The 25,285-nt window shown below is 43.3% G+C and carries 24 protein-coding genes and 1 other annotated feature; of the genes, 6 read left to right on the forward strand and 18 right to left on the reverse strand.

Annotation, left to right across the window (positions count from 1 at the left end; all coding sequences use genetic code 11):
* Positions 1-116 precede the first annotated feature (116 nt).
* Entirely contained in the window at positions 117-656 is a 540-nt protein-coding gene (locus ACVBIO_RS05495; protein ID WP_447160446.1) for a hemerythrin domain-containing protein, read from the reverse strand.
* 244 nt (positions 657-900) lie between these two features.
* Here ACVBIO_RS05495 and nfo point away from each other — a divergent pair, with 244 nt between their 5' ends.
* The gene (gene nfo, locus ACVBIO_RS05500; RefSeq protein ID WP_447160445.1) at positions 901-1,755 is read left to right on the forward strand and encodes a deoxyribonuclease IV; all 855 of its coding nucleotides are present in this window, start codon (positions 901-903) and stop codon (positions 1,753-1,755) included.
* A 17-nt stretch (positions 1,756-1,772) separates the two neighbouring features.
* Here nfo and ACVBIO_RS05505 read toward each other — a convergent pair whose 3' ends face one another.
* From ACVBIO_RS05505 to thrA, 4 genes are all read right to left on the reverse strand, one after another.
* A complete protein-coding gene (locus ACVBIO_RS05505) occupies positions 1,773-2,063 on the reverse strand; it encodes a hypothetical protein (protein ID WP_447160444.1) in 291 nt (96 codons plus the stop codon).
* 256 nt (positions 2,064-2,319) lie between these two features.
* Positions 2,320-3,606, reverse strand: a complete 1,287-nt coding sequence (thrC, locus tag ACVBIO_RS05510) for a threonine synthase (protein ID WP_447160443.1) — start codon at positions 3,604-3,606, stop codon at positions 2,320-2,322.
* A 47-nt stretch (positions 3,607-3,653) separates the two neighbouring features.
* Entirely contained in the window at positions 3,654-4,589 is a 936-nt protein-coding gene (thrB, locus tag ACVBIO_RS05515) for a homoserine kinase (RefSeq protein ID WP_447172158.1), read from the reverse strand.
* The gene (gene thrA / locus ACVBIO_RS05520) at positions 4,586-7,051 is read right to left on the reverse strand and encodes a bifunctional aspartate kinase/homoserine dehydrogenase I (protein WP_447163715.1); all 2,466 of its coding nucleotides are present in this window, start codon (positions 7,049-7,051) and stop codon (positions 4,586-4,588) included. The genes thrB and thrA overlap by 4 nt, the downstream gene beginning before the upstream one ends.
* A 710-nt stretch (positions 7,052-7,761) precedes the next feature.
* Between thrA and slyD the strand changes: the two genes are divergently transcribed.
* Both slyD and ACVBIO_RS05530 read left to right on the forward strand, forming a co-directional pair.
* Positions 7,762-8,391: a peptidylprolyl isomerase gene (slyD, locus tag ACVBIO_RS05525; RefSeq protein ID WP_447172159.1), complete on the forward strand. Its 630-nt coding sequence runs from the start codon at positions 7,762-7,764 to the stop codon at positions 8,389-8,391.
* A 123-nt stretch (positions 8,392-8,514) separates the two neighbouring features.
* Complete coding sequence (locus tag ACVBIO_RS05530; RefSeq protein WP_447160439.1) at positions 8,515-8,889, forward strand: hypothetical protein; 375 nt, start codon at positions 8,515-8,517, stop codon at positions 8,887-8,889.
* Positions 8,890-8,967: 78 nt separating this feature from the next.
* Here ACVBIO_RS05530 and trpR read toward each other — a convergent pair whose 3' ends face one another.
* The gene (gene trpR, locus ACVBIO_RS05535) at positions 8,968-9,243 is read right to left on the reverse strand and encodes a trp operon repressor (protein ID WP_439267710.1); all 276 of its coding nucleotides are present in this window, start codon (positions 9,241-9,243) and stop codon (positions 8,968-8,970) included.
* 245 nt (positions 9,244-9,488) lie between these two features.
* On the opposite strand from trpR, the gene ACVBIO_RS05540 reads away from it, so the two are divergent.
* Positions 9,489-9,932, forward strand: a complete 444-nt coding sequence (locus ACVBIO_RS05540) for a c-type cytochrome (RefSeq protein ID WP_447172211.1) — start codon at positions 9,489-9,491, stop codon at positions 9,930-9,932.
* A gap of 88 nt (positions 9,933-10,020) precedes the next feature.
* On the opposite strand, the gene ACVBIO_RS05545 is transcribed toward ACVBIO_RS05540, so the two are convergent.
* The gene (locus ACVBIO_RS05545; RefSeq protein ID WP_447163716.1) at positions 10,021-10,713 is read right to left on the reverse strand and encodes a cytochrome b/b6 domain-containing protein; all 693 of its coding nucleotides are present in this window, start codon (positions 10,711-10,713) and stop codon (positions 10,021-10,023) included.
* 309 nt (positions 10,714-11,022) lie between these two features.
* Between ACVBIO_RS05545 and hpf the strand changes: the two genes are divergently transcribed.
* Together hpf and pheA are read left to right on the forward strand one after the other, a co-directional pair.
* Positions 11,023-11,385: a ribosome hibernation-promoting factor, HPF/YfiA family gene (gene hpf / locus ACVBIO_RS05550; RefSeq protein WP_012154318.1), complete on the forward strand. Its 363-nt coding sequence runs from the start codon at positions 11,023-11,025 to the stop codon at positions 11,383-11,385.
* Between the two features lie 119 nt (positions 11,386-11,504).
* Positions 11,505-11,625 (forward strand) — a sequence feature (Phe leader region).
* Positions 11,626-11,704: 79 nt separating this feature from the next.
* Positions 11,705-13,678, forward strand: a complete 1,974-nt coding sequence (gene pheA / locus ACVBIO_RS05555) for a prephenate dehydratase (RefSeq protein WP_447172160.1) — start codon at positions 11,705-11,707, stop codon at positions 13,676-13,678.
* A gap of 138 nt (positions 13,679-13,816) precedes the next feature.
* Here the strand turns inward: pheA and ACVBIO_RS05560 are convergent, their stop codons facing one another.
* The 11 genes from ACVBIO_RS05560 to ffh form a co-directional block, all read right to left on the reverse strand.
* Positions 13,817-15,103, reverse strand: a complete 1,287-nt coding sequence (locus tag ACVBIO_RS05560) for a cation:proton antiporter (RefSeq protein ID WP_447164995.1) — start codon at positions 15,101-15,103, stop codon at positions 13,817-13,819.
* Between the two features lie 39 nt (positions 15,104-15,142).
* The gene (locus tag ACVBIO_RS05565; protein ID WP_447172161.1) at positions 15,143-15,481 is read right to left on the reverse strand and encodes a hypothetical protein; all 339 of its coding nucleotides are present in this window, start codon (positions 15,479-15,481) and stop codon (positions 15,143-15,145) included.
* A 204-nt stretch (positions 15,482-15,685) separates the two neighbouring features.
* Entirely contained in the window at positions 15,686-16,801 is a 1,116-nt protein-coding gene (locus ACVBIO_RS05570) for an FAD-binding oxidoreductase (RefSeq protein WP_447172162.1), read from the reverse strand.
* A 105-nt stretch (positions 16,802-16,906) separates the two neighbouring features.
* A complete protein-coding gene (gene hcp, locus ACVBIO_RS05575) occupies positions 16,907-18,571 on the reverse strand; it encodes a hydroxylamine reductase (RefSeq protein WP_447172163.1) in 1,665 nt (554 codons plus the stop codon).
* A 371-nt stretch (positions 18,572-18,942) separates the two neighbouring features.
* Entirely contained in the window at positions 18,943-20,082 is a 1,140-nt protein-coding gene (gene tyrA / locus ACVBIO_RS05580; protein WP_447160431.1) for a bifunctional chorismate mutase/prephenate dehydrogenase, read from the reverse strand.
* Positions 20,083-20,096: 14 nt separating this feature from the next.
* The gene (locus ACVBIO_RS05585; RefSeq protein WP_447160430.1) at positions 20,097-21,188 is read right to left on the reverse strand and encodes a 3-deoxy-7-phosphoheptulonate synthase; all 1,092 of its coding nucleotides are present in this window, start codon (positions 21,186-21,188) and stop codon (positions 20,097-20,099) included.
* Between the two features lie 354 nt (positions 21,189-21,542).
* The gene (rplS, locus tag ACVBIO_RS05590; protein ID WP_012276214.1) at positions 21,543-21,896 is read right to left on the reverse strand and encodes a 50S ribosomal protein L19; all 354 of its coding nucleotides are present in this window, start codon (positions 21,894-21,896) and stop codon (positions 21,543-21,545) included.
* A gap of 36 nt (positions 21,897-21,932) precedes the next feature.
* Positions 21,933-22,679: a tRNA (guanosine(37)-N1)-methyltransferase TrmD gene (gene trmD / locus ACVBIO_RS05595; RefSeq protein ID WP_447160429.1), complete on the reverse strand. Its 747-nt coding sequence runs from the start codon at positions 22,677-22,679 to the stop codon at positions 21,933-21,935.
* 15 nt (positions 22,680-22,694) lie between these two features.
* Positions 22,695-23,225, reverse strand: coding sequence for a ribosome maturation factor RimM (gene rimM / locus ACVBIO_RS05600; protein WP_447160428.1), 531 nt, complete (start codon positions 23,223-23,225; stop codon positions 22,695-22,697).
* Between the two features lie 20 nt (positions 23,226-23,245).
* The gene (gene rpsP, locus ACVBIO_RS05605) at positions 23,246-23,497 is read right to left on the reverse strand and encodes a 30S ribosomal protein S16 (protein WP_012154307.1); all 252 of its coding nucleotides are present in this window, start codon (positions 23,495-23,497) and stop codon (positions 23,246-23,248) included.
* 217 nt (positions 23,498-23,714) lie between these two features.
* The gene (gene ffh, locus ACVBIO_RS05610; protein WP_447160427.1) at positions 23,715-25,088 is read right to left on the reverse strand and encodes a signal recognition particle protein; all 1,374 of its coding nucleotides are present in this window, start codon (positions 25,086-25,088) and stop codon (positions 23,715-23,717) included.
* Positions 25,089-25,285: the final 197 nt, after the last annotated feature.

Consider the following 25,285-nt stretch of genomic DNA (forward strand, 5'->3'; position numbering starts at 1 on the left):
TTATTATTGAGTTTGAAGACAGACTTGTGAAACATATTAACTAAAACTGCAGTTACACAGAATCTGTTACACCCTCGCTGATTTAGTTCTTAATTCAGTTTCTGAGTTGAACCTAGCTATTCCGCCGCGATTAAGTACTCTCTAAGTTCTTCAAACAGCGCCTTATCGTTATCACTAAACAAAGGGTCATCAATCAAACGAGCATCACACATAGCCGCAACCACGTGCCAGTCTTCATTGGTAATAACCTCCCTCCACTTTGGAAACACTGTCGATTCCTCAAACTCCATATGCGCTTGCTGTAAACGCACATAATTTTCTAAATCAGTAACTAACTGCTGTTTTGATACCACAATATCATTTAAAATCAGGTTTAATGTCGCCATCAAAGACGCCGATGCTTCACCTAACTTCTGATGTTCTGAAGTGAGCTTTTCATTGATATGTGCCCGGCCTAGCTTATTCCAGTAAAACTCTGAAATGACCTCTTCCAATGGATGATGGCTATGCTCAGCATAGCTTTGCATATACTCCACGATATCTCGCACTAGGTTGTAGTTTATCGCTTCGCCAGCCGCCAGCTTAGTGTATTTGTCCTTTAGAACCTTAAGTAAAATAGCAATATGTTTATGATCGCGCATGAGCCTCGCTAGCATAGTCATCTCCATCCTAATTCCACCCACTACCACTAATATTAGTAAATCGTATAAAGAACACCCAACATAACAAGTGGACTGCCATCGAGTTTATGATGAAGATCAACTAATTTTAGATTAATTAACATAACGTTATAGCTCGATAATTAACTGAAAATAAATATTACCTCTATAAACCCAACCGGTTTTTCTATGCCGTGGCATAATATTGGAAAATAGAACATCGATAGTAGGACAAGTTTAGATGCAAGCTTCTCACCTTATTGGCGCCCATGTTAGCGCGGCCGGCGGTATCGCAAATGCTCCACTTAATGCCGCTGCGATTGGCGCAAACGCTTTTGCTCTGTTTACCAAAAACCAGCGTCGCTGGCAGGCTAATGATCTAGAAGAAAAACAAATATTACTTTTCAAACAGCATTGTCTTGATGCCAATATCAGCCTTGAATCTATTTTACCTCACGATAGTTACTTAATTAATTTAGGTCACCCTGAAAATGAGCTGCTAGAAAAATCTCGTCAGGCTTTTTACGACGAAATGCACCGCTGCGAACAGATAGGCCTTAGCTTATTAAACTTTCATCCAGGTAGTCACCTAAGACAGATCTCAATCGATGAATGCTTAGCAAAAATTAGTCAATCAATTAACTTAGCCTTAGAGCGCTCATCAGGTGTCACTGCTGTCATCGAAAATACTGCAGGGCAAGGCTCAAACCTAGGCCACTCTTTCGAACAATTAGCGCAGATCATCGATGGTGTGGAAGATAAGTCTCGAGTGGGGGTCTGTATTGATACTTGTCATCTGTTTGCCGCAGGTTACGATATTCGCACCCATGCTGCTTGCAAACAAACCTTTGAGCTTTTCGATAAGGTAGTGGGGAATCGATACCTGAAAGCCATGCATTTAAACGACAGTAAAACGGCACTCAACAGTAGAGTAGACCGTCATGAATCCTTGGGACAGGGGGAGATCGGTCAAGAAGCTTTTGCCAGCTTAATGAAGCTCGATGTGGTTAAAGGGATCCCACTTATTTTAGAAACAATACGCCCAGAGATCTGGCAGGAAGAGATAAACTGGTTACGTTTTCTCGCTAAGCAGTGAACTTCATCCCTCCTTTGCTAGATTAAACATTTGTAAATCACAGCAACGACTTTGGTTGGCTCGCCCAAGTCTGATTGCAACCATACGATATGAGTACCTTTAAGCTCTTCGCCTTGCTTAATTGCGCTCAATCTTGCATCAGCGAGTGCATTATCGCCTCGCCCAACTCCTGTCACCATAGCGAAGCTGTCACAATGGGTTACTTCAAAGTCATAAGCTTCATTAATCCTGTGGTAAAGTTCAAACTCTTCTGTTGCACAACCACTTAACAGACTCACTAATAAAACACCTATGACAGCACGAAACACAATAACAACCCTCTTTAAAAACTGCCGCGCACAATATAAAAATTCACAGCTAAAATTTGTGACCAAAATCACACAGCGTTAGTTCTAAGTACCACAGCCTGCATCAACTGCTAAATAAACTAACTAACTATAAAGAGTATGAAAACTAAGATTGCACAGCTTTACACAGGTCGCACTAACAACACATTTAAGCAACAAAAAAAGGAAGCGTTAACAGCTTCCTTGTTTAAGTAACGACTTGTAATTTTGTAAAATACTAAACCGATAACAGCTTAAATAGGTGAGCCTTTAACAGTTCAAAATCTGCCGGTAATTCTGCCGATAAAATGGCTTTGGGAACGACTCTAGCTAAAGGCTCTGGTAACGCTAATTCAATATTAAGGATCTCCTCGACCACCTCATTAAACTTAGCCGGATGAGCTGTAGCGAGAAATATTCCCTTCTCATCTGCTGTCATCGTCTGTTTAAGCGCTAATGCTGCAATAGCCGCATGGGGCTCTGAAAGGTATCCCGAACGATTAAGCGCTTGCAAAGAGTCTGCTGTTTGCGCTTCTGATACCCCTAACCCTACAATATCTTCCAAAGACCAATCCATCGCCTTCACTATCGCTTCAACACGTGGCCAATTACTTGGCTCTGCTACATCCATCGCATTAGATATTGTCGCAACCGTTGTTTCAGGCAACCAAGTACCACTTTCTAAATAGCGTGGCACGGTATCATTACTGTTTGTAGCAGCAATAAATCGTTTGATAGGTAACCCCATGGCTTTAGCAAATAAGCCCGCCGTTAGGTTACCGAAGTTACCACTTGGAACGGCAATAACAGGATCGCTGTCATTGTGCAGCTTAAATTGAGCAACCGCTTCAAAGTAATAGCAAATTTGCGCCAGCAAGCGGCTGATATTGATAGAGTTAGCTGAGTTAAGATGTAAACCGTCTCTAATATCAAGATCTTCAAACGATTGCTTCACCAAGGTTTGGCACGCATCAAAGTCAGACTCTACCGCCACGGTATGGATGTTCCCCCCTAAGGTGGTAAACATCTTTTCCTGTAGCACACTGATTTTTCCTTTTGGATATAGCACAACCACATTAATGTTATCTAAGCCATAAAATGCATCCGCTACCGCAGCGCCAGTATCGCCAGACGTCGCTGTTAGAATATTAATTTTTTCTGATTTGGCTAACTCATTTAAACACTGAGCCATAAAACGAGCGCCAAAGTCTTTAAAGGCAAGCGTAGGGCCGTGAAACAGCTCAAGACTATAGAGATTACTATCGGCTTTCACTAATGGCAGCTCAAAATTAAAGGCGCGCTCTACTAATCTATCAACTGTATCTTGGCCAAGTTCTGATGCTAACCAAGCGCCAATGACTTTCTTACTTCTTTCAACAAAGGGGAGCGCCAATAGACTATCGACATCTTGCAACTGCGGGATCTGTTTTGGGAAAAACAAGCCTCTGTCTTTTCCAAGACCTAACTTTACCGCTTCAGTAAAACTTACCACCTGTGAAGGGTGCTTTAGGTTATACAATTCCATGGTGACTTCCTTTAAATTCAATTTATTACGATCTTTTTCCTGCATGCTTAATCAACTTTACGTGCGCCAGTGCTATCAATTTTGCAGATATGAGAAAACCCTTTACCAGCTTCGATATAATAGGTATCTAACCACTGCTGCGCTTGTTGAGCGACGCTCAGATCATCAGTAACACTGAAAAGTGTTGGCCCACTGCCAGAGATCCCCGTCGTTAGCATGCCTAACTCGGCTAAAGCCGCTTTAGCATTTTGATAGTGAGGGATCTCCCCAGCGCGATAAGGCTCAGCTAACACATCCTTTAATACCGCAATCGCCAGATCTGCATCTTGCTTATAGGATGCGTGTACAAAGGCACTTAAATAACGCCCAAAATCAATAGTGGTCTGTTTATCGAATGTAGTTGGCATCAATTGGCGCATTCTTGAGGTCGATAACGAGATGCCTGGATACGCCACCACCCAATACCATTGCTTAAACTCTGGGATCGCTTCACAAACACTCTTGGGCGTATCAAGCATTAGCTGCACCCCCCCTAAGTAACAAGGTGCAACGTTATCATAATGAATTGAACCACTAATTTTGCCTTCAAACTCGCCCATTAATCGCAGTAGTTCTTGCGGATTAAATGGCTGCTGAAAATATTCATTCAGCGCCATCAATGCTGCCACAACTGAGCTAGCACTCGAGCCAAGTCCACTGCCTACAGGTAAATTTTTCTCTAAGGTTAATTTAAGTCCCGCACTTTTATCTAAATGGCTTAAGAAAAATTCAGCACATTGATAAACAATATTTAGTTGCGGATCCTGCGGAAGCTTATCAGCCCAATGACCCGCTAAAACCAACGACAATCCATTCTCAGCAGCCTCTACAGTGACTTTATCACCAAGCAGGCTACCATCGACGGGCGCTAACGCCGCGCCTAGTAAATCAAAACCTACTCCGACGTTGCCCATCGATGCTGGAGCATAAATAGTGACACTCATACGCCCACCTCTCGAGTCCAATTTAGTGTACGTAAAATATCGGCAAATGCACCAGCCGCGGTAACATCGGTACCCGCGCCATACCCCCTAAGAACAAATGGGATCGGCTGATAATAACGGCTGTAAAAGGCCAACGCATTTTCACCTCCTTTCACACTATATAAAGGGTCGGCGGCATCAACTTCAACAATCTTAACCTTGCAGCCCTCCTCATCGATTTGGCCAACATAACGCAGCACTTTACCCTGTGATTTTGCCGCTTCTACCCGCTGGGCAATGGCAGCATCAAGAGACGGTAAATTGTTCATAAATGCATTCACGTCACCAGAGGCATCAAATGAGTCGGGCAGTACTGATTCTACGTGGATATCGCTCAGCTCCAAATTCATTCCCACTTCACGAGCCAAAATTAATACCTTACGCGCCACGTCCATGCCACTTAAATCATCTCTAGGGTCTGGCTCTGTAAAGCACTTATCTCTTGCAATAGATGTCGCCTGAGACAGTGTCATGCCCTCATCTAACATACCGAAGATGTAGGACAAGCTACCGGATAAAATACCATTAAAGCGTTGCAGCTCATCACCGGCGAATAGCAGTTTTTTTAGGTTATCGATAACCGGTAGCCCAGCGCCGACTGTGGTTTCATAAAGAAATTGTCGACGCTGTTTAAGCGCTGTTTTCCTTAAATCTTGGTAGTAAGCCATATCACGAGTGTTGGCCTTCTTATTAGGCGTAACAACGTGAAGTCCTGCATTCATAACATCAATATATTTATCGGATACCAATTCACTTGAAGTACAGTCCACCAGCACAGGGTTGAGTAGTTGTTGCTCTTTCGCCCACACTAACATCGCATCAAGATCCGCTTGCTGCTCAGAATCTGCTAACAACCCCTGCCAGTTATTAAGATCGATACCTTCGGCATCTAACAACATCTTTTGTGAGTTCACGACACCACAAACCCGAATGGCAATATGCTGCTGCTTTAATATCTTGCGCTGTTTATTAATCTGCTTAAGCAGCCCAGCCCCGACGTTGCCACAGCCCACAAGAAATACATCAAGGTAATGTTGCACATCGAAAAATGACTGATGACATGCCGCTATTGCATGCTTAGTCTTGCGCTGCTCAACAACAGCTGAAATCGAGCGCTCTGATGATCCCTGAGCAATCGCAACAATATTAACGGTCGCTTGTGCAAGCGCCTGGAAAAACTTGGCAGCAACACCTTTGTGAGTACGCATACCATCGCCAATCAGTGAGACTATCGCTAAATCGTGACGCATCTCAATCTGCTCTAAAATGTCGTTTTTAAGTTCAAGTTCAAATTCTTGCTCTAGGGCAAACTTGGCTTTAATCGCATCTTCAGTAGAAACACAAAAACTGATGCTGTATTCAGAGGAGCTTTGAGTGATCAAGGACACAGATACGCCGGAGCGCGAAATCGCCCCCAGTGTACGACTCGCCATGCCGACCATCCCCTTCATACCAGGTCCCGACACATCAAACATGGTTTGATCATCTAAATTTGAAATGGCTTTAACATGTAACCCTGTTTCGTCTGGCTTATCAGACACTAGAGTGCCGACTGCATCTGGGTTAAAAGTATTACGGATATAACAAGGGATATGATATTGAGCAATGGGTGCGACCGTTTTTGGGTGCAGTACTTTTGCGCCAAAATATGATACTTCCATCGCTTCTTGATAACTCAGTTGCGATAACAACTTGGCGTCTGTCACCACTCGTGGGTCAGTATTATAAATGCCGTCCACATCAGTCCAGATCTCGCAGCAACTAGCACTAAGACAAGCTGACAACACCGCCGCAGAATAATCTGAACCATTACGCCCAAGTGTAACCACCTTGCCTTCGCTGTCGCCTGCAGTGAATCCAGGCATTACCCAAACCTGCGCGACCGATAAATCCAGTGCATTGAAGCGCAGTTTACTCGCTTCAATATCAACAGCAGATTCTAGGCGAGGGCCATAACCGACAAGTAGAGACTCTGGCACTAATAAATCAGCGCTATGGTTAAAGGACTTCATCACCTCAACCATTAACGCAGATGATAGCTTTTCCCCTCCAACTAAAACTTGTGCTTCAACACTTTCAGGGCACTCTTCAAGTAAGCTCATCCCTTCAAGCTTACTTTGCCAAAATGTGAGTTGTTGCTGCAGTTTTTCATTAAGCAAAGTATTTTGTTCTGCACTTAAGCTGGCAGCCGCCGCAGCATATAGTTCATCAAACACCCTTCCTACTTTGGCTAACACGGCGCGGTAGTCACCGCCATTCACCGCAACATCAACCATCTCAATCAAGCCATTTGTCACTGTGGCTGGGGCTGACAATACTACGGCGGTTGCTTGTGAATGAGCTGACTGGCTGATAATTTCTGCTGCGCCTTTAAAGCGCTGCCAATTCGCCAGCGAGGTTCCACCAAATTTCATTACTTTCATCAAAAACTCCTTGTGCCGCGCCACCTAAGAAACAAAAAAGCCCGCTCCTTTTGGGGGAGCGGGCTTGATATTTTACTTATATCAGGTTGTGCTTAGCCCGCCCCCACGTTGGTAATCGTGGTGGTTGTAATAATGGTGGTGTTCATTAAAACCTGGCTAAACATATAAATTCGTTTCTATCCAATTGGATTGATTTGTGTACTAACACAATTGCTTTTTTGCTAACGAGTGTCAACCCCTAAAACCAACTTTATTGTTATTATTAAGACTATTAGCAATAAACGAGATAAAACAGCCATAAAACAACTATCAATGGGAGTTTAATGAAGAATTTATTACATAACGGCTAAGTTACGTTGACGTAAACCAAAACCCATAAAACAAATAACACAATCAAAATCAAACAGATAGCTGCCACCTAAAAAGTCAGAATATCAAAATCGGTACAAATCCACGACTTAAATATGAAATAGGCCAAACGTAACATTCTTAATAGTTCAGCAAAAAGGGGCTGACAGACTGACAAAAATCGACCTATGAATAAGTTTGCACTCGATATGAAAATTCCTTCTGTATCTAATCCAGCTCGTTTAAGCCAATACTAATTTCTCCCCCTAAAGATGTGGCTTAGGTAGCAGAAGTGCATTCAATCTATCGCAAATAGCGTTAAAGCAGGCTAGAATGCGCGCAAATTTCCGATTGGAGCCAATATGAAAATCACCGAAAAATGTGCTGTTAGCATCCATTACCGATTATCAGATGCGAAAGGCCAGCTTGTAGAAAGTTCTTTTGAAGCCGAGCCAATGATCTATCTGCATGGTGCAGAAAACATGATCCCTGGTCTAGAAGCTGCGCTTGAAGGCAAAGCACAGGGTGACACCCTTGATGTCACCGTAGATGCAGAGCAAGGCTACGGTCCATATCATGATGGGCTTCGCCAAGAAGTACCAATATCAGCGTTTGGCGACATTGAAGACATCGTTCCAGGTATGCGTTTTATCGCAGAGACTGAAATGGGTCAACGTCCAGTACAAGTGACAGAAGTTAAAGATGATGTTGTTATTGTAGATGGCAACCATCCTCTTGCAGGTCAATCTTTAGTTTTCAATGTTGAAGTACTTGAAGTACGTGCAGCGACTGAAGAAGAAATTGCCCACGGCCACATTCACGCTCACGGCGGCGGATGCGGCGGTCATGAACATTCTCATGAAGGTGGATGTTGTGGCGGCGGACACGATCACGGTCACGAAGGCGGATGCTGCAGTGATGACGAAACTAAAGAAGCTAAAGAAGCTAAAGAAGGTTGTGACGGTAACGGCGGCTGTGGCTGCAGACACTAGTTCTTTAGGTTGAATTCAAGCCCGTTTCATTAATGATAATGAAACGGGCTTTTTTTATGCTCTATAATAAAAAACTTAACATTAAGCTACGGAATTATTAGTTATTTTTGCAAAGGAACTGCAATGCTCTCAAAAACGGTCTATGAAGCTCTACCCTACTGCTACTTCACTATCGCCAGCGCAAGTATACTTATGTTAGAACAGACCTACGCCCTGCTTTTTGCGGTGTTATTATTTCTGCTAGGAAGTAAAATTTATGCATTACGCTCGAGTAACCGCCGAACGGATCCTAAAAAACGTAGAAAAAAAGGCTTACTTCCTATAGCCCTTTATGAGCATACCCCTGCACTTTACCTATTAATGGCGCTACTTCTGTTAAAACTCGACTCAAGGTTAGCACCAGTATTGAGCCTTATGTTGCTCAGCTACGCACTATATATAGGTTTAAGACGTACCCAGTATCGCAAACATCGAATCGTTGCAGCGCCACTATTGTGATATCGGATAGGTGAAGATGAATCTGCTCGGCACATCAGGAAACCATTCCTGCTCGTGCCCTGCTTCGTACCTAGTCATTTACAAGATTAACAGCCTAACCTTTTCTCTTTGCTGCTCAGTCATATGCTTAAGATAATTAGAGCAACGTGTAATCGTCGCAATACTTATTTGGTATTCCTGCGCAATTTGACGCTGACTCATCTCACCATCTAATAACATCTGAAAAACTTTTAGCCTGCCCGCGACAGCACTGCGTTCCTCTTCCGTTAGTAACAGCTCAAACAATACAGTTAAATCGTCCTGCGCTTGATGCGATAAGACTTTCTCTAAAACCGAACCCCATTCTGCTCGCATTTTATCTCCTAATTTCAGCCACAATCACGTACTAGTGCGTCATTACAGCGATTGTATCAAGAATGCCAACCACCATGCACTTTTTATAACAATATTAGGTCTTGCTAAATAAAACTCATTTGTAACTAAGAGTAACTATTGTGAAAAACGATTGCAGTCAGCAAGATAAAACTATATACATTAGGCGAAAACAGATGACATAACACAATAAAAACGTGAGAATTACCATGAAAAAGACAGCCAAAATGAGCCTTATCGCACTAGCAGCAACTGCGACCCTAGCCACTAGTGCATATGCAAATAACTTTAAAGAAGCCGATGACGCAATCGATTACCGTCAATCTGCATTTAGCATGATTGCCCATAACTTTGGTGACATGGGTGCAATGCTTAAAGGCAAAAAAGAGTTCAACGCTGAAGTTTTTGCTATGCGAGCTGAAAATGTTGCAGCCTTATCAAAGCTACCACTTGAAGGCTTTGTTACAGGTTCTGATAAAGGTGACACCGAAGCATTAGCTAAAGTCTGGAGTGATAAAGCTGATTTTGATGCCAAGATGAAAACCTTCCAAGAGAACGCCGCGATTCTTGCGCTGGCAGCAAAAAGCGGTGATAAGAAAGAGATGAAGCAAGCCTTTGGCAATACAGGCAAAAGCTGTAAAGGCTGTCATGACGTTTATAAAAAAGACTAACTATAAACGTCAGCCCCTCTAGTCCAGAATTAGAGGCATACTTTCCATTAAGCCAGTCTGAGTCCCGACTGGCTTTTTATTTAAGTCCTTAGAGCATATCAATCACAGGCCACATCAGATAGTTCAGTACCAAAGCGCCCACCACTAAGACTAAAACAAGTGCTTTTAACATGGATGCGAAGGCTAAATTGTTAGCGCTAGAATCTGTGATTTCCGATTCTGGTAGACTTTTATAACCGCTAAACATGGCACCAAGAATTTTATCGCCTTTAATCATGTGCACTCCAACTGCTAACACGTGCATTGCCGCTAAGATTAAAATCAAGTCAAAGTTCTTCTTATGTAACCAAGTTAACCAACTTGCCGTATCTGAGCTAACAAACGAATACAGAGGGCCTTCAGTAAAAATATCGTCGGTTGCAAACAAGCCCGTTATCAGCTGAATACAGATAAGCGTAATTAAGGTCACCACCATGTAACCGCCGACGGGATTATGGCCTATTGATGATGAGATCCCTTCGCGTCGAGTTCGATTGAGGTAGTGAATAACCGTTTTAGGTGAATAAACAAAGTGACTAAAACGAGCCGTATCACTGCCAACGAGTCCCCAGATAAGCCTTACAGCAATCAAAATCATCAAGCCATAGGCAAGAATTTGATGCCACTCCATCTCACCAGCATCGGCTGTCCACCATAACCCACCGAGTAAGCACAGCATCCCCCAATGAAAAACACGTGTAGGAAGATCCCACACTTTAATTTTGACCAGATTTTGTTCCATCAACTGTCACTCTTGAAAATTAATTTACCTGAGGAGGTCATTATAAACGAGGAATTACTGAAGAGCTATCGAGTTATTTACACTGATTTTTTTGCTGAAAACACTAAATAAGGGACGACTTATCCAATCCAATATGACCTGATTTTTTGGGGTTTACAAGGAAATTTGGCCAGTTATTGTCTATATTTGTCTAAGTGATCAAATAAAAGGCGAACAGTTTAAAAGAGCCAATAAAACGTGATTTAGATCACGACTTTCATATCTGAGATTGGTAGTCTGAATTCAAGGAAACAACAAAAGGTTCGACATATGATAAAGATTACTAGCAAGCATTTTGAAGTTACTGAGTCTATCCGCGAACGTATTGAAGCCAGATTAGAGAAATTAGCAAGACACGATGTGCAGCTAATTAATCCACACGTAATTATTTTACAGGAGAAGCAAGGGTTTAAAATTGAAGCTTCTGTCGGCATCCCAAGTGCCAAGTTATTTGCCCAGGCGAAACACGACGACCTCTATGCGGCTATTAATGCAATGGGACAAAAGCTGGAGAAACAGCTAAACCGCCTGACTCATAAACCTGAAAGTCAACGTCACGCAACACTTAAAATAGAAGATGATGCCATTGATGACGACTTTGATGACAACCTAGAGGAGGAATACGCAGCTTGATATTATTGTTAAATTTACACGCAAAGCGCACCTTCGGGTGCGCTTTTTATTGCAAAAAACTCAATTAGGCTAAGTTTTTATTGACACTTAAGGCCCCCCGCTTTAGTTTTATTTCAATGAATAAAATCCATACTACGTTTTTTACTTTCTTTTTTATGTCCCCCACCCTCGGAGGCGGAATTTCGGTGTAAAAACGAAAGTGAAAATTCCAAAGCCTCCCACATGGGAGGCTTTTTTATATCAGCTAAGGTAAGCATACATTGTCATGCTTATCACTAGGGTATTAATACTAAGCGCAATACAAGAGTCAGAGGCTAAGATGAGTAAACCACAACCCTTAAATCACACTCGAGAGCAGATCACCAATCTCGATAATGAACTGCTGGCTCTGCTAGCAAAGCGCAGAGAATTAAGCCTAGATGTCGCACGCAGTAAAGAAGTCGATGTCAGACCAATCCGCGATACTACCCGGGAAAAAGAGCTGTTATCACGTCTTGTAAAACAGGGGCGTGAGCAAGGATTAGATGCCCATTATGTCATCTCACTCTATCAAAGCATCATCGAAGACTCAGTGCTTAACCAGCAAGCTTATTTACACGGCCGCGCAAATCCAGAAACCCAACAGCAGCAATATTGTATCGCCTACCTTGGCGCTAGAGGTTCATACTCCTATCTAGCTGCCAGCCGATACTGCGATAGACGCCAAGTGGAGATGCAAGATTTAGGCTGCAAAAGTTTCGATGAAATAGTACAAGCCGTTGAATCTGGCCACGCCGACTATGGCTTCCTGCCAATAGAAAATACCTCTTCAGGCTCTATTAACGAAGTGTATGACGTATTACAGCACACCAGTCTTGCTATTGTTGGGGAAACCACCATCGAGGTTGGTCACTGCTTACTGGCCAATAGCGGCAGCACTATTAGTGACATCAAAACAGTTTATGCACATCCTCAGCCGATTAGTCAATGCAGTCGCTACTTAAGTCAGCACGGTGAATTCAAACTAGAGTATTGCTCTAGTAGTGCAGAAGCGATGGAAAAAGTCTGTAATGCAAATGATAACAGTGTCGCTGCTATCGGTAGTGCAGAAGGCGGCGCCTTGTATCAATTAGAGGCGATAGAAGCTGATCTCGCAAATCAAAAAATCAATCAAAGCCGTTTTATCGTTGTCGCCAGAAAGGCTGTTGAAGTGCCATCGCAGCTTCCAGCAAAGTGTACACTGATCATGGCAACAGGCCAGAAACCAGGGGCATTAGTCGAAGCCTTACTGGTATTAAAAGCCCGTAATCTTAACATGAGTAAACTTGAGTCCCGCCCGATACCGGGTACGCCTTGGGAAGAGATGTTCTATTTAGATATCGATGCCAATCTATCAAGCGAGCCGATGCAAGCAGCGCTTAAAGAGCTAGAACGTACTACTCGCTTCATTAAAGTACTCGGCTGCTACCCTTGTGAAACAGTTAGACCAACTCAACTGAGTAATAGCCAGTTGATGATTGAGCCTAACACCTCTAAGTCGACCACTGTTGCAGCAACAACCAGTAATAAGCAACAGCGCTTTAGTAAGCAATATAAGAGTGAGTCTACGCAAGTTATCTGCGGCCAGCTAAACCTAGGAGCCGGTAATATCGGTGCGATAGCTCAAGTACAACTCCCCCTAGAGCTTCAGCAAGTTGAGCAGCTAGCAAAAGAGCTTAAAGAATCAGGTTTCCAAGCCGTTGCGATACAGGGATTAAACCAGCAAAGCGATGTCATTAACTCCATCAATAAGTTTAAGCATGCTCTCGCACAATTTGATTTAGTTTGTGTCCTTGTCATTGAACATGAAACCGATTTAACCATGGCGACTCAGTTTGCAGATGTAGTCATGCTATCGGGGAATCTAATGTATAACCAAGCCATTTTAACCCAACTTGGCTCTTTATTGGTTCCTGTTATAGTCGAGCGCAATACCATGGCTAGCGTCGATGATCTGCTTAATGCAGCAGAGGTTATCTTGAGCCAAGGTAATCAACAACTTATCTTGTGTGAATCAGGGGTCACAACTCTTAATAACTCAGGTAAACCATCACTGGATTTGGCGGCATTGGTTGAGCTGAAAGCCCTGAGCCATTTACCAGTGTTAGTCAATCCAAGCTATGCGATTGAAGTCGAGCAAATGCCAACATTTGTAAAGGCTATAAGGCAGTTAAAAGGCGATGGTATCATGGTGAACTTGAGCGCGATTGAGCAAGCTTCAAAAGCCGACTCAGCAAAGCTGGTTAACGAGTTATTAAGCAATCTATACCACTAGACTGTCGATAGTTTGCTATAGGTAGTTTGATTAGACTGCTTTCTATAGATGCCTTGATACAGGCATCTATATGCTGACAACTGGTATAAACAGCTTGTGAAACATGAACAACAGTAGGTCCACGCCTACCTTGTAAAATTAACGTTTACGCTGGGCAGCTTGCTCAGCGTTACTTTTATCAATCAAGCTCGGAATCGTTGTCCCTTGAACTAAAATAGAAAAAACGACCACTGCGTAAGTCATCACCATTAACAGGTCTCTAAGGTCAATATTACTGCCGCTGATGACAATAATCCCGGTAGGTAAACTCATCGCCATCGCTAATGCCAACCCACCACGCAATCCTCCCCAGACCAAGATCTTCTCTGCATATGAGTTGTAGTGCCTGAAGCATCTAAAAACCAAATAAGGCAAGTAAATACTAATAGTGCGCCCTATCAAAACGATTGGGACGGCAAGCAGCATAAACCACCATAGCTCAACATCGAAATGAATCAGTAATAATAGTAGGCCTAATAGCAGGAACAGCAACGAATTAAAGAACGACTCAATCAATAACCAAAAACTCTCTAGGTGCCCTTGTTCTTCTTTCTTTAGCAACTTTGGCACACTGATATTTCCGATGATGATTCCTGCTGCAACCATAGCTAATGGCCCTGAAACACCTAGCATATCGGCTCCGATATAACCTGCACTCGGCACCAATAATGTCATCAATAAATACTGAGTCCGCTCTTCGGAGAAATGCAGCATGCCATGTAATATTGCGGCTAATACTGCGCCGTAAAGTAAACCTCCTATCGCTTCTCTAATAAAGAGTTTACTCACATCAATAAATGTTAACGGTTCAGTTGAGAATGCGACTTGTGAAACTGTAATAAAAATCACTAAACCTATACCGTCATTAAAGAGCGACTCCCCCTCAACCTGAGTTGCAATATCCTCGGGGGCGCCAAGCTGTTTAATAATAGCCAACACCGCAATAGGATCTGTTGGCGAAATCAGTGCTCCAAATAGTAAGCAATGACTAAAATTTAAAGGTAAACCGATAAAAGAAGCGAATGAATAGAGCAGGCCAGCGACAAGAAATGTGGATATGAGTGTACCAACAAAAGCCAGTATGAAAATTTCCCACTTTTGTTTTTTTAAAATATGCAGCTTAATCTGCAACGTACCAGCAAAAAGTAAGAAGCCCAACATGCCGTTAAGCAGTAGAGCATTGAAATCGAGCTGCTCCAAATCGGTTACTAAAGTTGAATATATTTTTATACCAAAGATCTTACCCGCGATTAAGATAACTAAGCTTAAACCTAAGGCTAATGCGGTAATTGTTATGGTCTGTTGCCAGCGATGTAATCGTGATGAAATAAGCGAAATAACAAGAGAAAGTGCGGAAAGTAGACACAGGATTTCGTAACTAGTCACAGTGAAGTCTCATTAAAATAAAGAGAGAAGTAACAGGGATTAAATTTTGCGGCCTTCAATTAAGCTTAGCCAGCCTTTAATCACTCTGCCGCTAAACCATATCGCACCGGCCACATATAGCGTGGCGCTCAACCATGACTGAGCACATAAGTACCCTGTTAACATCACTAAAAATAGACCTATGATAGACCAGCGCTGCCAACGTAAATGTATTGCCAATATGCTATTGGCATTTTGCTGAGGTTGATACAGGTTTATAAGAAGACTCAGGGCTGTTGGTACTAACATTATCGGGAAGCATGCCATCAACGCATACAAAAAATGCGCAAGATTTTTATCTTCCAGTGCTAGTGATTGAGAATGTAATGTTGATGCCATACGCCACTCCATCGAGAAATGATATCGATTGGTATATAAAGACAGGCGCAATTCCATCACGACCTGTCATTAACCTTACTTTCTCATAGTGAGTTACGCAACTTTCACACCTGATTTATTTCAGATTTTCATTCAATAGACTTAACTCTATAAACACAGAGCTATAAATATAGCGCTATAAACAGCGAACTTAATTTTTTACATCTACAACTCTAAGGTCACGTTTGACTTTAACTTGGTTGAGCAAGCGAGCACAAAGCCCTGTGCTATCTCATCTGGAGTCAATGCCATTTGGCTTGTAGACTCTGTTTCACCCTCAACAACCTTACACTTACATGCGCCGCAAACACCTGAACGACAGGCAGCAAGAATAGGTAACCCTTCGGCTTCAATGCCGTCCAATACGGTTTGTTCTGCTGACAGAGCGCGGCTTTTATCGCCAATACTCAACATAAAGCCGCTGGCACCAGAATTAATATCAGAACTAATATCAGTACCTTGCTCTTTCGCTGCACTAAGCTCTGCGCTATCACCTTTAAATGTACCGAAACTCTCTTGGTGAAACTGCTGCATGTCAAAGTCTAACGACTCAAGTAATGCTTTTACTGCTTTCATATAAGGCTCAGGGCCACATACAAAAACCGTTCGAGTTTTAAAGTCTGGTACAAGTCTCACCAAGTTATCTGCATTTAAACGGCCAGCCTGACTGTCTATGTAAGCACTCGCTTGGTCACTAACCTCTTCTAAAACATAGTTAAGCTTAAATTTGGCGCTTCGCTCAGCCATCTGTGCAATGGACGATTCAAATATAAGATCGTTACTAGATTTTGCACTATGAAGAAAGCTCACATCTGGGCCAACTTCGGTATCGGTTAACCAACGAGACATGGAGTACATAGGCGTGATACCGCAGCCAGCACTTAAAAACAGATACTTTTGCGCTTGAATATCAACTAAATTAAATACGCCATCGGGGCCGAGAGCTCGCACCATATGACCGACTTCAAGGTTATCAGCTAAGTAATTTGAAACCTTGCCACCTGCAATACGCTTAATGGTCAGTACAATAGAATATGGACGAGAAGGTGACGAACTAATGGTATAGCTGCGAGCAATTTTCTCACCATTAATTTCCAGCAATAAAGTAAGAAACTGACCAGGCTTAAAATGAAACTTAACTGGAGTGGCAGCTTGAAATCTAAAGCTGATAACGTCATGAGTCTCATTCCATTTTTCAACACACACCAGTTGATGTTCGCCAGACTGCCATTGCTGAGCCGAAAAAGATTCTAAATTAGAAGTTTGCTTATTGATTGCCATATTCACGCTATACCTACCTATCAAACTAAGTTGTTAACCCTTAAACTAAAAATGGCCACACATTGGTGACCATTTTAAACTTACTTATCACCCGTATCGATGCAGTTACGCCACATTAAGGATGCGATTTAGATCTGCTTCAACGGTTGTGGTGTTACGAAGACCAAACTTCTCTTCAAGCACCTTAGCTAGGTTAGGAGTCAAAAACGCTGGTGCCGTTGGACCTGTCATAATGTCCTTCACACCCAGTGATAGTAGCGTTAGCAATACCACAATCGCTTTTTGTTCAAACCATGAAAGTACTAAGGTAAGTGGCAATTCATTAATATCGCACTCGAATGCTTCAGAAAGCGCAATTGCAAGCTGAATGGCTGAGTAAGCATCATTACACTGACCAATATCTAATAGACGTGGAATTCCATTGATGTCACCGAACTCAAGTTTATTGAACTTATACTTACCACAACCTAGTGTCAAAATAACTGAATCTGCAGGCGCTTGAGTCGCGATATCCGTGAAGTAACCACGCTCTTGCTTATCACCGTCACAACCACCTACTAAGAAGAAATGCTTGATTGCACCGCTCTTAACATTCTCGATTACAGTAGGTGCAGCAGCCATCAGCGCATTACGTGCAAAACCTATGGTGATTAGATGGGGGATCTCATCATAGATAAAGCCTTCTAGAGACTCAGCTTTAGCAATCACTTCACTGAAATCGTCACCGGTTAGGTGCGTCACACCAGGCCAACCGACGATGCTACGAGTGAAGATACGGTTTGAGTAATCACCCACATTTGGGTCGATAATACAGTTAGACGTCATTACTACTGCACCAGGGAATGTCGCAAATTCTTTTTGCTGATTCTGCCATGCACTGCCGTAATTGCCCACTAAGTGTGGATACTTTTTAAGTTCAGGGTAAGCCAGTGCAGGTAACATCTCACCGTGGGTGTAAACGTTAATACCTTTGCCTTGGGTTTGTTCAAGAATAAGCTCAAGATCTTTCATGTCATGACCAGACACTAAGATAGCCTTACCCTTTACAGATTTAGTGTTAACTTGCGTTGGCTCTGGGTGACCAAAGGCATGGGTTTCCCCTTCATCGAGCATTGCCATTACGCGGTAGTTAAGCTGACCAATCTGCATTGCTGTATTAAATAGCTTATCGGCATCAACTGAGTCTTCACCAAGAAAAGCCATGATCTCGTGGAACTCGCCAGCCACTTCATCGCTGGTTTGCTCAAGTACGCGAGCATGCTCCATATAGGCTGCTGCGCCTTTAAGGCCGTATAAGCAAAGTAAACGTAAACCCATAATATCTTCATGGACTTCATCTTTACCACGGTTAGGCACAGCTTGAAGCGCTTGAGATAGCATTTCAGGCTTAGTCGCGCCCAATACCAACTGCATAGGCGCATTCATTGGCTTGGCTTCAATGCTTAGTTCACCGCACTTAGCTTCGTATGCCGACTTTAAACGGTTACGGAAAGTTTCAGCTTGGGTGGTATAAGCAATGATACGCTCATCATCAAAGTTAACGTTGGTCAGTGTCGCGAAAAATGCCTTTGGCACAAAGGTATCAATCTCATGGTCGATAATGCCGACTTCACGAGCAAGGGCCGCGTATGACGACACACCTTGGAGAATATAGATAAGAAGATCTTGTAAGTCTGAGGTATCAGACGACTTACCGCACATACCTTGCGTGTAGCTACAGCCATTACCCGCAGGTGTTCTAATTGTTTGCTCACATTGAATACAAAACACGACACTAACTCCTATATTTTAATCATGCATCTCATCTGCATGTTTTGATGTTAGTGTACGCTTCTTGACGAATTGCAAAAGGGTTTTCTAACAACAAAAGCTAAAACTATGAAAGAGATCACTTTAAGTGTTAACTAATAAACACTTAAAGTACTGAAGGAATATAAAATAAAAAGCTTTATTTTCAGTGATTAATGCAAGCGCAGGAGCCGAGGGTAGCGACGTCATCTCAAGATGCATTCGCAAGAGTGAAGTTTTTAAGTAGTGATAAGCATGACCAAAAATGCGCAGTCATTCAATTAAAGGTAAGTAAAGCAAAAGCAAAAAAAGGCGCCTAAGCGCCTTTTCAATTTAAGGATTACGAGCAGTTATTAGCCAGTCTTCATGTCGTTTACTGATTGCAACATCGCACGACTCTCACGTTGGAATTGCGGCGCAAAATCACCAAACCAGCGAGACACCTCTGCAAACTGAGCCACAAACGCATCGCGATTGCCGGACTTTAAAATAGATAACGCCTGAGAGTAGTTATCTAAGTAATCGCTGATCGCAACAAGGCTTTCCTCTTGAGCGAAGATAATATCAGCATATAACTCAGGGCTTTGGGCAAATAAGCGTCCTACCATAGCCAGCTCTAAGCGGTAAATTGGCGAGCTAAACTGTAGCAATGACTCAATATCTGCTTCCTCTTTGTAAAGGTTCAAGCCATATACAAAAGAGGAAAAATGTCGCATGGCTTGCACCAATTGCATCGCTTTATCGTGTTTGCTTGGCTCAGCTTCAACAATTCGAGCTCCCCAAATCTCAATCTGCTCTATCAGCCATTGATAAGCCTGTTGCTCGCGGCCGTGACACACGACGACAACTTGCTTTGCAAGGCTGCCTACATCTGGACCAAACATAGGGTGTAAGCCAAGCACGGGGCCAGAGTGCGCTGCCAGCATCGCCTCCACTGGTGCTCCTTTGATGGAAGTCAAATCGGCCAAGATGCAATCTTTAGGTAAGTTTGTCAGTTGCTCAGCAATTAATTCACAGGTAATGTTTATCGGCACGGTGACAATAACCAAGCCTGCCCCCTCAAAGATGCTTTCGCTGTTTATCCAATCATCTTTATCAAGCGTTTTTACCTGATAACCAGAAAGCGTTAACATCTGTGAGAACAACCCACCTAACTTACCTTCCCCCCCCACAATAACCACATGACCCAAATCAGCCTTAATTTGCTTAAAGCCTACGTCCTTTTCATTAAGGTAAGACTCACGCATAAGGCGACGTAAAATATCTTCAATGAGTTGCGGCGCGACATTCATCGCTTTCGCTTCAGCACGTCTTTTCGCTAGCATATTAGCTTCACGCTGCGGCGCGTAAATTGGCAAACCTGCACCATGTTTTACCGCGCCAACTTGTGCAACAAGATCTAAACGTTTTCTCAGTAAATGCAGTAACTGCTGATCGACACCGTCAATCAAACCCCTCAGGTTCTCAAGCTCTGCTGTAGTCTTCTCATTCATCAATCTTTCTTCCATCAGCCATTTGCTACTTTCAGCATATCAAATCGAGTCGGTAATATTGGGGCTAATAAGCTAGCACCATCTCGTAACAAGTTTTCCGTGGTTTGCCAGTCTATACAAGCATCGGTCACCGATACACCGTAAGCCAGTTGATTCATCGGTATGTCACTACTTTGCTTACCTGCATTTAGGTGGCTTTCTAGCATAACACCAATAATAGATTGATTACCTACAGCAATTTGGTTAAATACATCTTCACATACAGGCTTTTGTTTATTGTGATCTTTCGACGAATTCCCATGGCTGCAATCAACAATCAAGCGTGCATTAAGCTTTGCCGCATGTAACTGCTGTTCGCACTCAGCGACACTTGCTGCGTCATAATTTGGGGTTTTACCGCCACGTAAAATAACATGTCCATCTGGATTACCGGCAGTTTGTAGTAGTGCCACCTGACCTTGTTGATTAATCCCCATGAAGCGGTGCCCACTCGCGGCCGACTCTAGCGCATTTATCGCAACGCCCAGCTTGCCGTCAGTGCCGTTTTTAAAGCCAACTGGCATAGAAAGACCCGAGGCCATTTCTCGGTGAGTCTGAGATTCTGTTGTACGTGCGCCAATTGCAGACCAGGTAATGAGTTCTGACATGTATTGCGGACTGATAGGATCCAGGGCTTCGGTCGCAACAGGTAACTCAAGCTCAGCAAGCCAAATCATTAGCTCTCTTGCTTGTCTTAGACCTTTATCAACATCAAATGATTCATTCATATCAGGGTCATTAATCATGCCCTTCCAGCCAACCGTTGTACGCGGTTTTTCAAAGTAAACACGCATCAATACAAAAAACTGCTCGCCGAGCTCATTATGAAGTTTCTTAAGTTTTAAAGCATACTCTTTAGCGGCATCGATATCATGAATTGAGCAAGGACCAGAGATCACAAGCACACGATTATCACGTTTGTGTACGATATCTGACACGGTTTTTCGGGCATTTAGCACATATTGATAAGCATGCTTAGACAGAGGCAGATCGCGCTTTAACTCCTCAGGAGTCACGAGAACTTGCTCAGAACTGATATGAACATTATTAATTGTGTCTTGTTGCATGATAACCACCTGTCTTTATCTCTTATCTGCTTTGCGCTAACAGTCTTTATGTCACTGAAGAACGTCTCAACTTATATTTTAAGCTCGGTTTTATCGTCCGAACCGAGTACCACTGTAACGGTACAGCATTACACCTTAAGAACACTATGCCTAGATGAAGCGGTGAGATCAAGCGACATTTTCTATAAATGAAAATTTCTAATCTAGCTTTCGTAAATACGGCTGAAGAGTAATACCAATAACATGAAGATTCAGGAAGGAAATTGAAATGCCCATTAAATTTAGGCAACAAAAAACCGCCATATAGGCGGTTTCTCGTGCGAACACTGCATCTTTTTTATAGCAAGTACTAAATTACTTAGTAGCAAGCTTCTCACGGATACGTGCAGACTTACCTGAACGATCACGTAGATAGTAAAGCTTAGCACGACGAACACGGCCGCGACGCTTAACTTCGATGCTAGAGATGATTGGGCTGTGAGTCTGGAACGCACGCTCAACACCTTCACCATTAGAGATTTTACGTACTGTGAATGCAGAGTGAACGCCGCGGTTACGCTTAGCGATTACAACGCCTTCGAACGCCTGTAGACGCTCTTTACCGCCTTCTACAACACGTACTTTAACAACTACTGTATCACCGGCACCAAATTGTGGTACGTCGGTTTTCATTTGCTCTTCGTTGAGCATTTTGATGATGTTATTCATTAAATAAACTCCATACTAGTAATAACTGCGCTTCGACTAATCATCTTGTTTGATGGTGTCAACAAATTCAGCTAATAGCTTCTCTTGTTCGCCAGTCAGAGCTAGATTTTCAAGTAATTCTGGTCGTCTCAACAAAGTCCTACCTAGGCTTTGCTGTAGACGCCAGCGTCTAATATGTTCGTGGTTACCACTTAACAATACGGCTGGAACATCCAGGCCATCCAAACTTTCAGGACGCGTATAGTGGGGGCAATCCAGTAATCCATCAGAGAAAGAATCTTGCTCTGCGGAAGCTTGTTTTCCTAGCACGCCAGGAACCAATCTAGATACTGAATCAATCAAAGTCATCGCTGGAAGTTCACCGCCCGAAAGCACGTAATCTCCTATCGACCACTCTTCGTCCACTTCAGTTTGAATAATACGTTCATCGACACCTTCGTATCGACCACACACTAAAACCAAACTGGATGATTGCGCTAACTCTTCAACGCCTTGCTGTGTCAGCTTACGGCCTTGAGGAGAAAGGTAGATCACCTTTGCCTCTTTTCCAGCTGCAGCTTTTGCTGCATGGATGGCATCACGTAGAGGCTGCACCATCATTAACATTCCAGGGCCACCACCATAAGGGCGATCATCCACTGTTTTATGTTTATCATGGGTGAAATCTCGAGGATTCCACGTTTGCAACTCTAGCAACCCTTTGCTAACTGCACGACCCGTTACACCAAAATCTGTTACGGCACGAAACATCTCGGGAAACAGGGTTACTACCCCTAACCACATATGTTGTACCTCGACTTAGAAGTCCGGATCCCAATCCACTAAAATCTGTTTTGCTGCCAGGTCCACCTTTTGGATGAACTGGTCAGTAACAAAGGGAATCATACGTTCCGCTTTGCCAAAGCCATCTTTTGCGTTAGCTTTAACTAGAAGTACGTCATTCGATCCTGTTTCCACGATCTCCTGAACGGTACCCATGTTGTAGCCTTTGGTATTAGTCACTTCACATCCGATCAGATCTCGCCAGTAGAATTCATCTTCTGGTAAATCTTGCATCTGCTCAGCAGGCACAGCAATCTCACAATTAGTAAGCGCTTGAGCCTCATCCCGTGTTGTTACGCCTTCAAGACAAGCGACAACCGCTTTACCCTGAAAACGCCACTGGGCGACTTTAACCTCGCGCCATTCACCTTGCTCTTTAATAAGCCAAGGAGAATAGTCAAAGATACCTTCAACAGAGTCGGTATAGGTAGTGATCTTCAACCAACCTTTAATGCCAAAACTGGAACCTAATTTCCCAAGGATGACGGGTTCTTGTTTACTACTCATCAATCTATACCCTAACGCTATTAAGCAGCTGCTTTACGAGCGTCTTTGATCAGTTTTGCTACACGATCAGTAGTAGCAGCACCGTTAGCAACCCAATGCTCAACACGGTCAAGATCTAAGCGTAGAGCTTCTTCTTGGCCACGAGCTACTGGGTTAAAAAAGCCAACGCGCTCGATGAAACGACCGTCACGGGCGTTACGGCTGTCAGCTACAACGATGTTATAAAATGGACGCTTTTTTGCGCCGCCACGAGCTAAACGAATGGTAACCATGCGTTTGGTATCCTCTAATGATTTGCTTTTTATCAAGCAAAAATAAAAACTGAAACTCCGTGTTCGCGAAGAGCCCCAGATAGAAAGCCGGCAGATTTTACCTGACTGACCGGCGAATGCAACCGTAATCGGCGTTTTTTACGCCTAAAACGATTTACAGACCAGAGCAAGTTTCACTCTAGTCTGTAAATTTAGCTATGCAGAATATTCTAAATGCCTAGCGGCCTGGCATTTTCATGCCTGGTGGTAACATACCACTCATGCCACGCATCATTTTTTTCATGCCGCCTTTCGCTGACATTTTCTTCATCATTTTCTGCATTTGAGTAAACTGCTTAAGTAAGCGGTTCACATCTTGAATTTGTGTGCCGCTGCCCAGCGCGATTCTACGCTTACGTGAACCCTTGATAATATCGGGACGTTGGCGCTCACCTGGCGTCATAGAATTGATAATCGCTTCCATCTGCCCAGTCATCTTGCCATCTTGAACTTGAGCAAGTGCTTCTGGTGGTAATTGCCCCACACCAGGTAGCTTCTCAATCATGTTCATCATGCCGCCCATGTTCTTCATCTGTTGCAGCTGTTCGCGGAAATCTTCTAAATCAAAGTTGCCGCCTTTTTTTACTTTAGCTGCAAGCTTCATCGCCTTTTCTTGGTCTACACCACGCTCAACCTCTTCAATAAGAGAAAGAACGTCGCCCATACCTAGAATACGTGATGCGACACGATCTGGGTGGAATGCTTCTAACGCATCGGTCTTTTCACCCACACCTAAGAATTTAATTGGTTTACCCGTAATGTGGCGAATCGATAATGCTGCACCGCCTCGTGCATCACCATCGACTTTGGTCAGTACCACACCGGTTAACGGTAGCGCTTCATTAAAGGCTTTTGCTGTGTTTGCCGCATCTTGACCCGTCATGGCATCAACCACGAACAATGTCTCAACCGGGTTCACCGTAGCATGAAGCTCTTTAATTTCATCCATCATGGCTTCATCGACGTGCAAACGACCTGCAGTATCGACAATAACCACATCAATGAACTTAAGCTTTGCGTGTGCAATTGCAGCCTTAGCGATATCAACAGGCTTTTGGCTCACATCTGACGGGAAGAATTCAACTTCAACTTCAGCGGCTAAGGTTTCTAGCTGTTTAATCGCCGCTGGACGGTATACGTCGGCAGACACAACGAGAACAGACTTCTTCTCGCGTTCACGCAAGAATTTAGAGAGCTTTGCAACACTGGTGGTTTTACCCGCACCTTGCAAACCCGCCATCATGATCACTGCAGGCGGTTGAGCCGATAGGTCTAAAGCTTCATTCGCTTCGCCCATCGCATTTTCAAGTTCGCTTTGAACGATCTTAATAAAGGCTTGGCCTGGACTTAGACTCTTTGAAACCTCTTGTCCAACAGCGCGTTCTTTAACGCTATTTACGAATTCACGAACCACAGGCAAGGCAACATCGGCCTCAAGAAGTGCCATGCGGACTTCGCGTAAGGTTTCCTTAACGTTTTCTTCCGTTAAGCGACCACGGCCACTGATATTTTTCAGAGTCCGTGACAATCTGTCAGTTAAGTTCTCAAACATTATCCAGTTCTTTACCGTTTAAAATTTACATTGATGGGGCTGTATTATAGCGATGCCCAGATATTATGCTACAGAATGACGCAAGTTACTTTTACAACTCAGTGCAGTGAAACGTAAAAAATCACTAAAAATCGTCAATAAGATAAAAAATCGACCTATTTTTGCAACCAAGGTCACTGCCCAAATCCCTTCCGCTC

Source organism: Shewanella sp. 0m-8 (genome assembly GCF_052977265.1).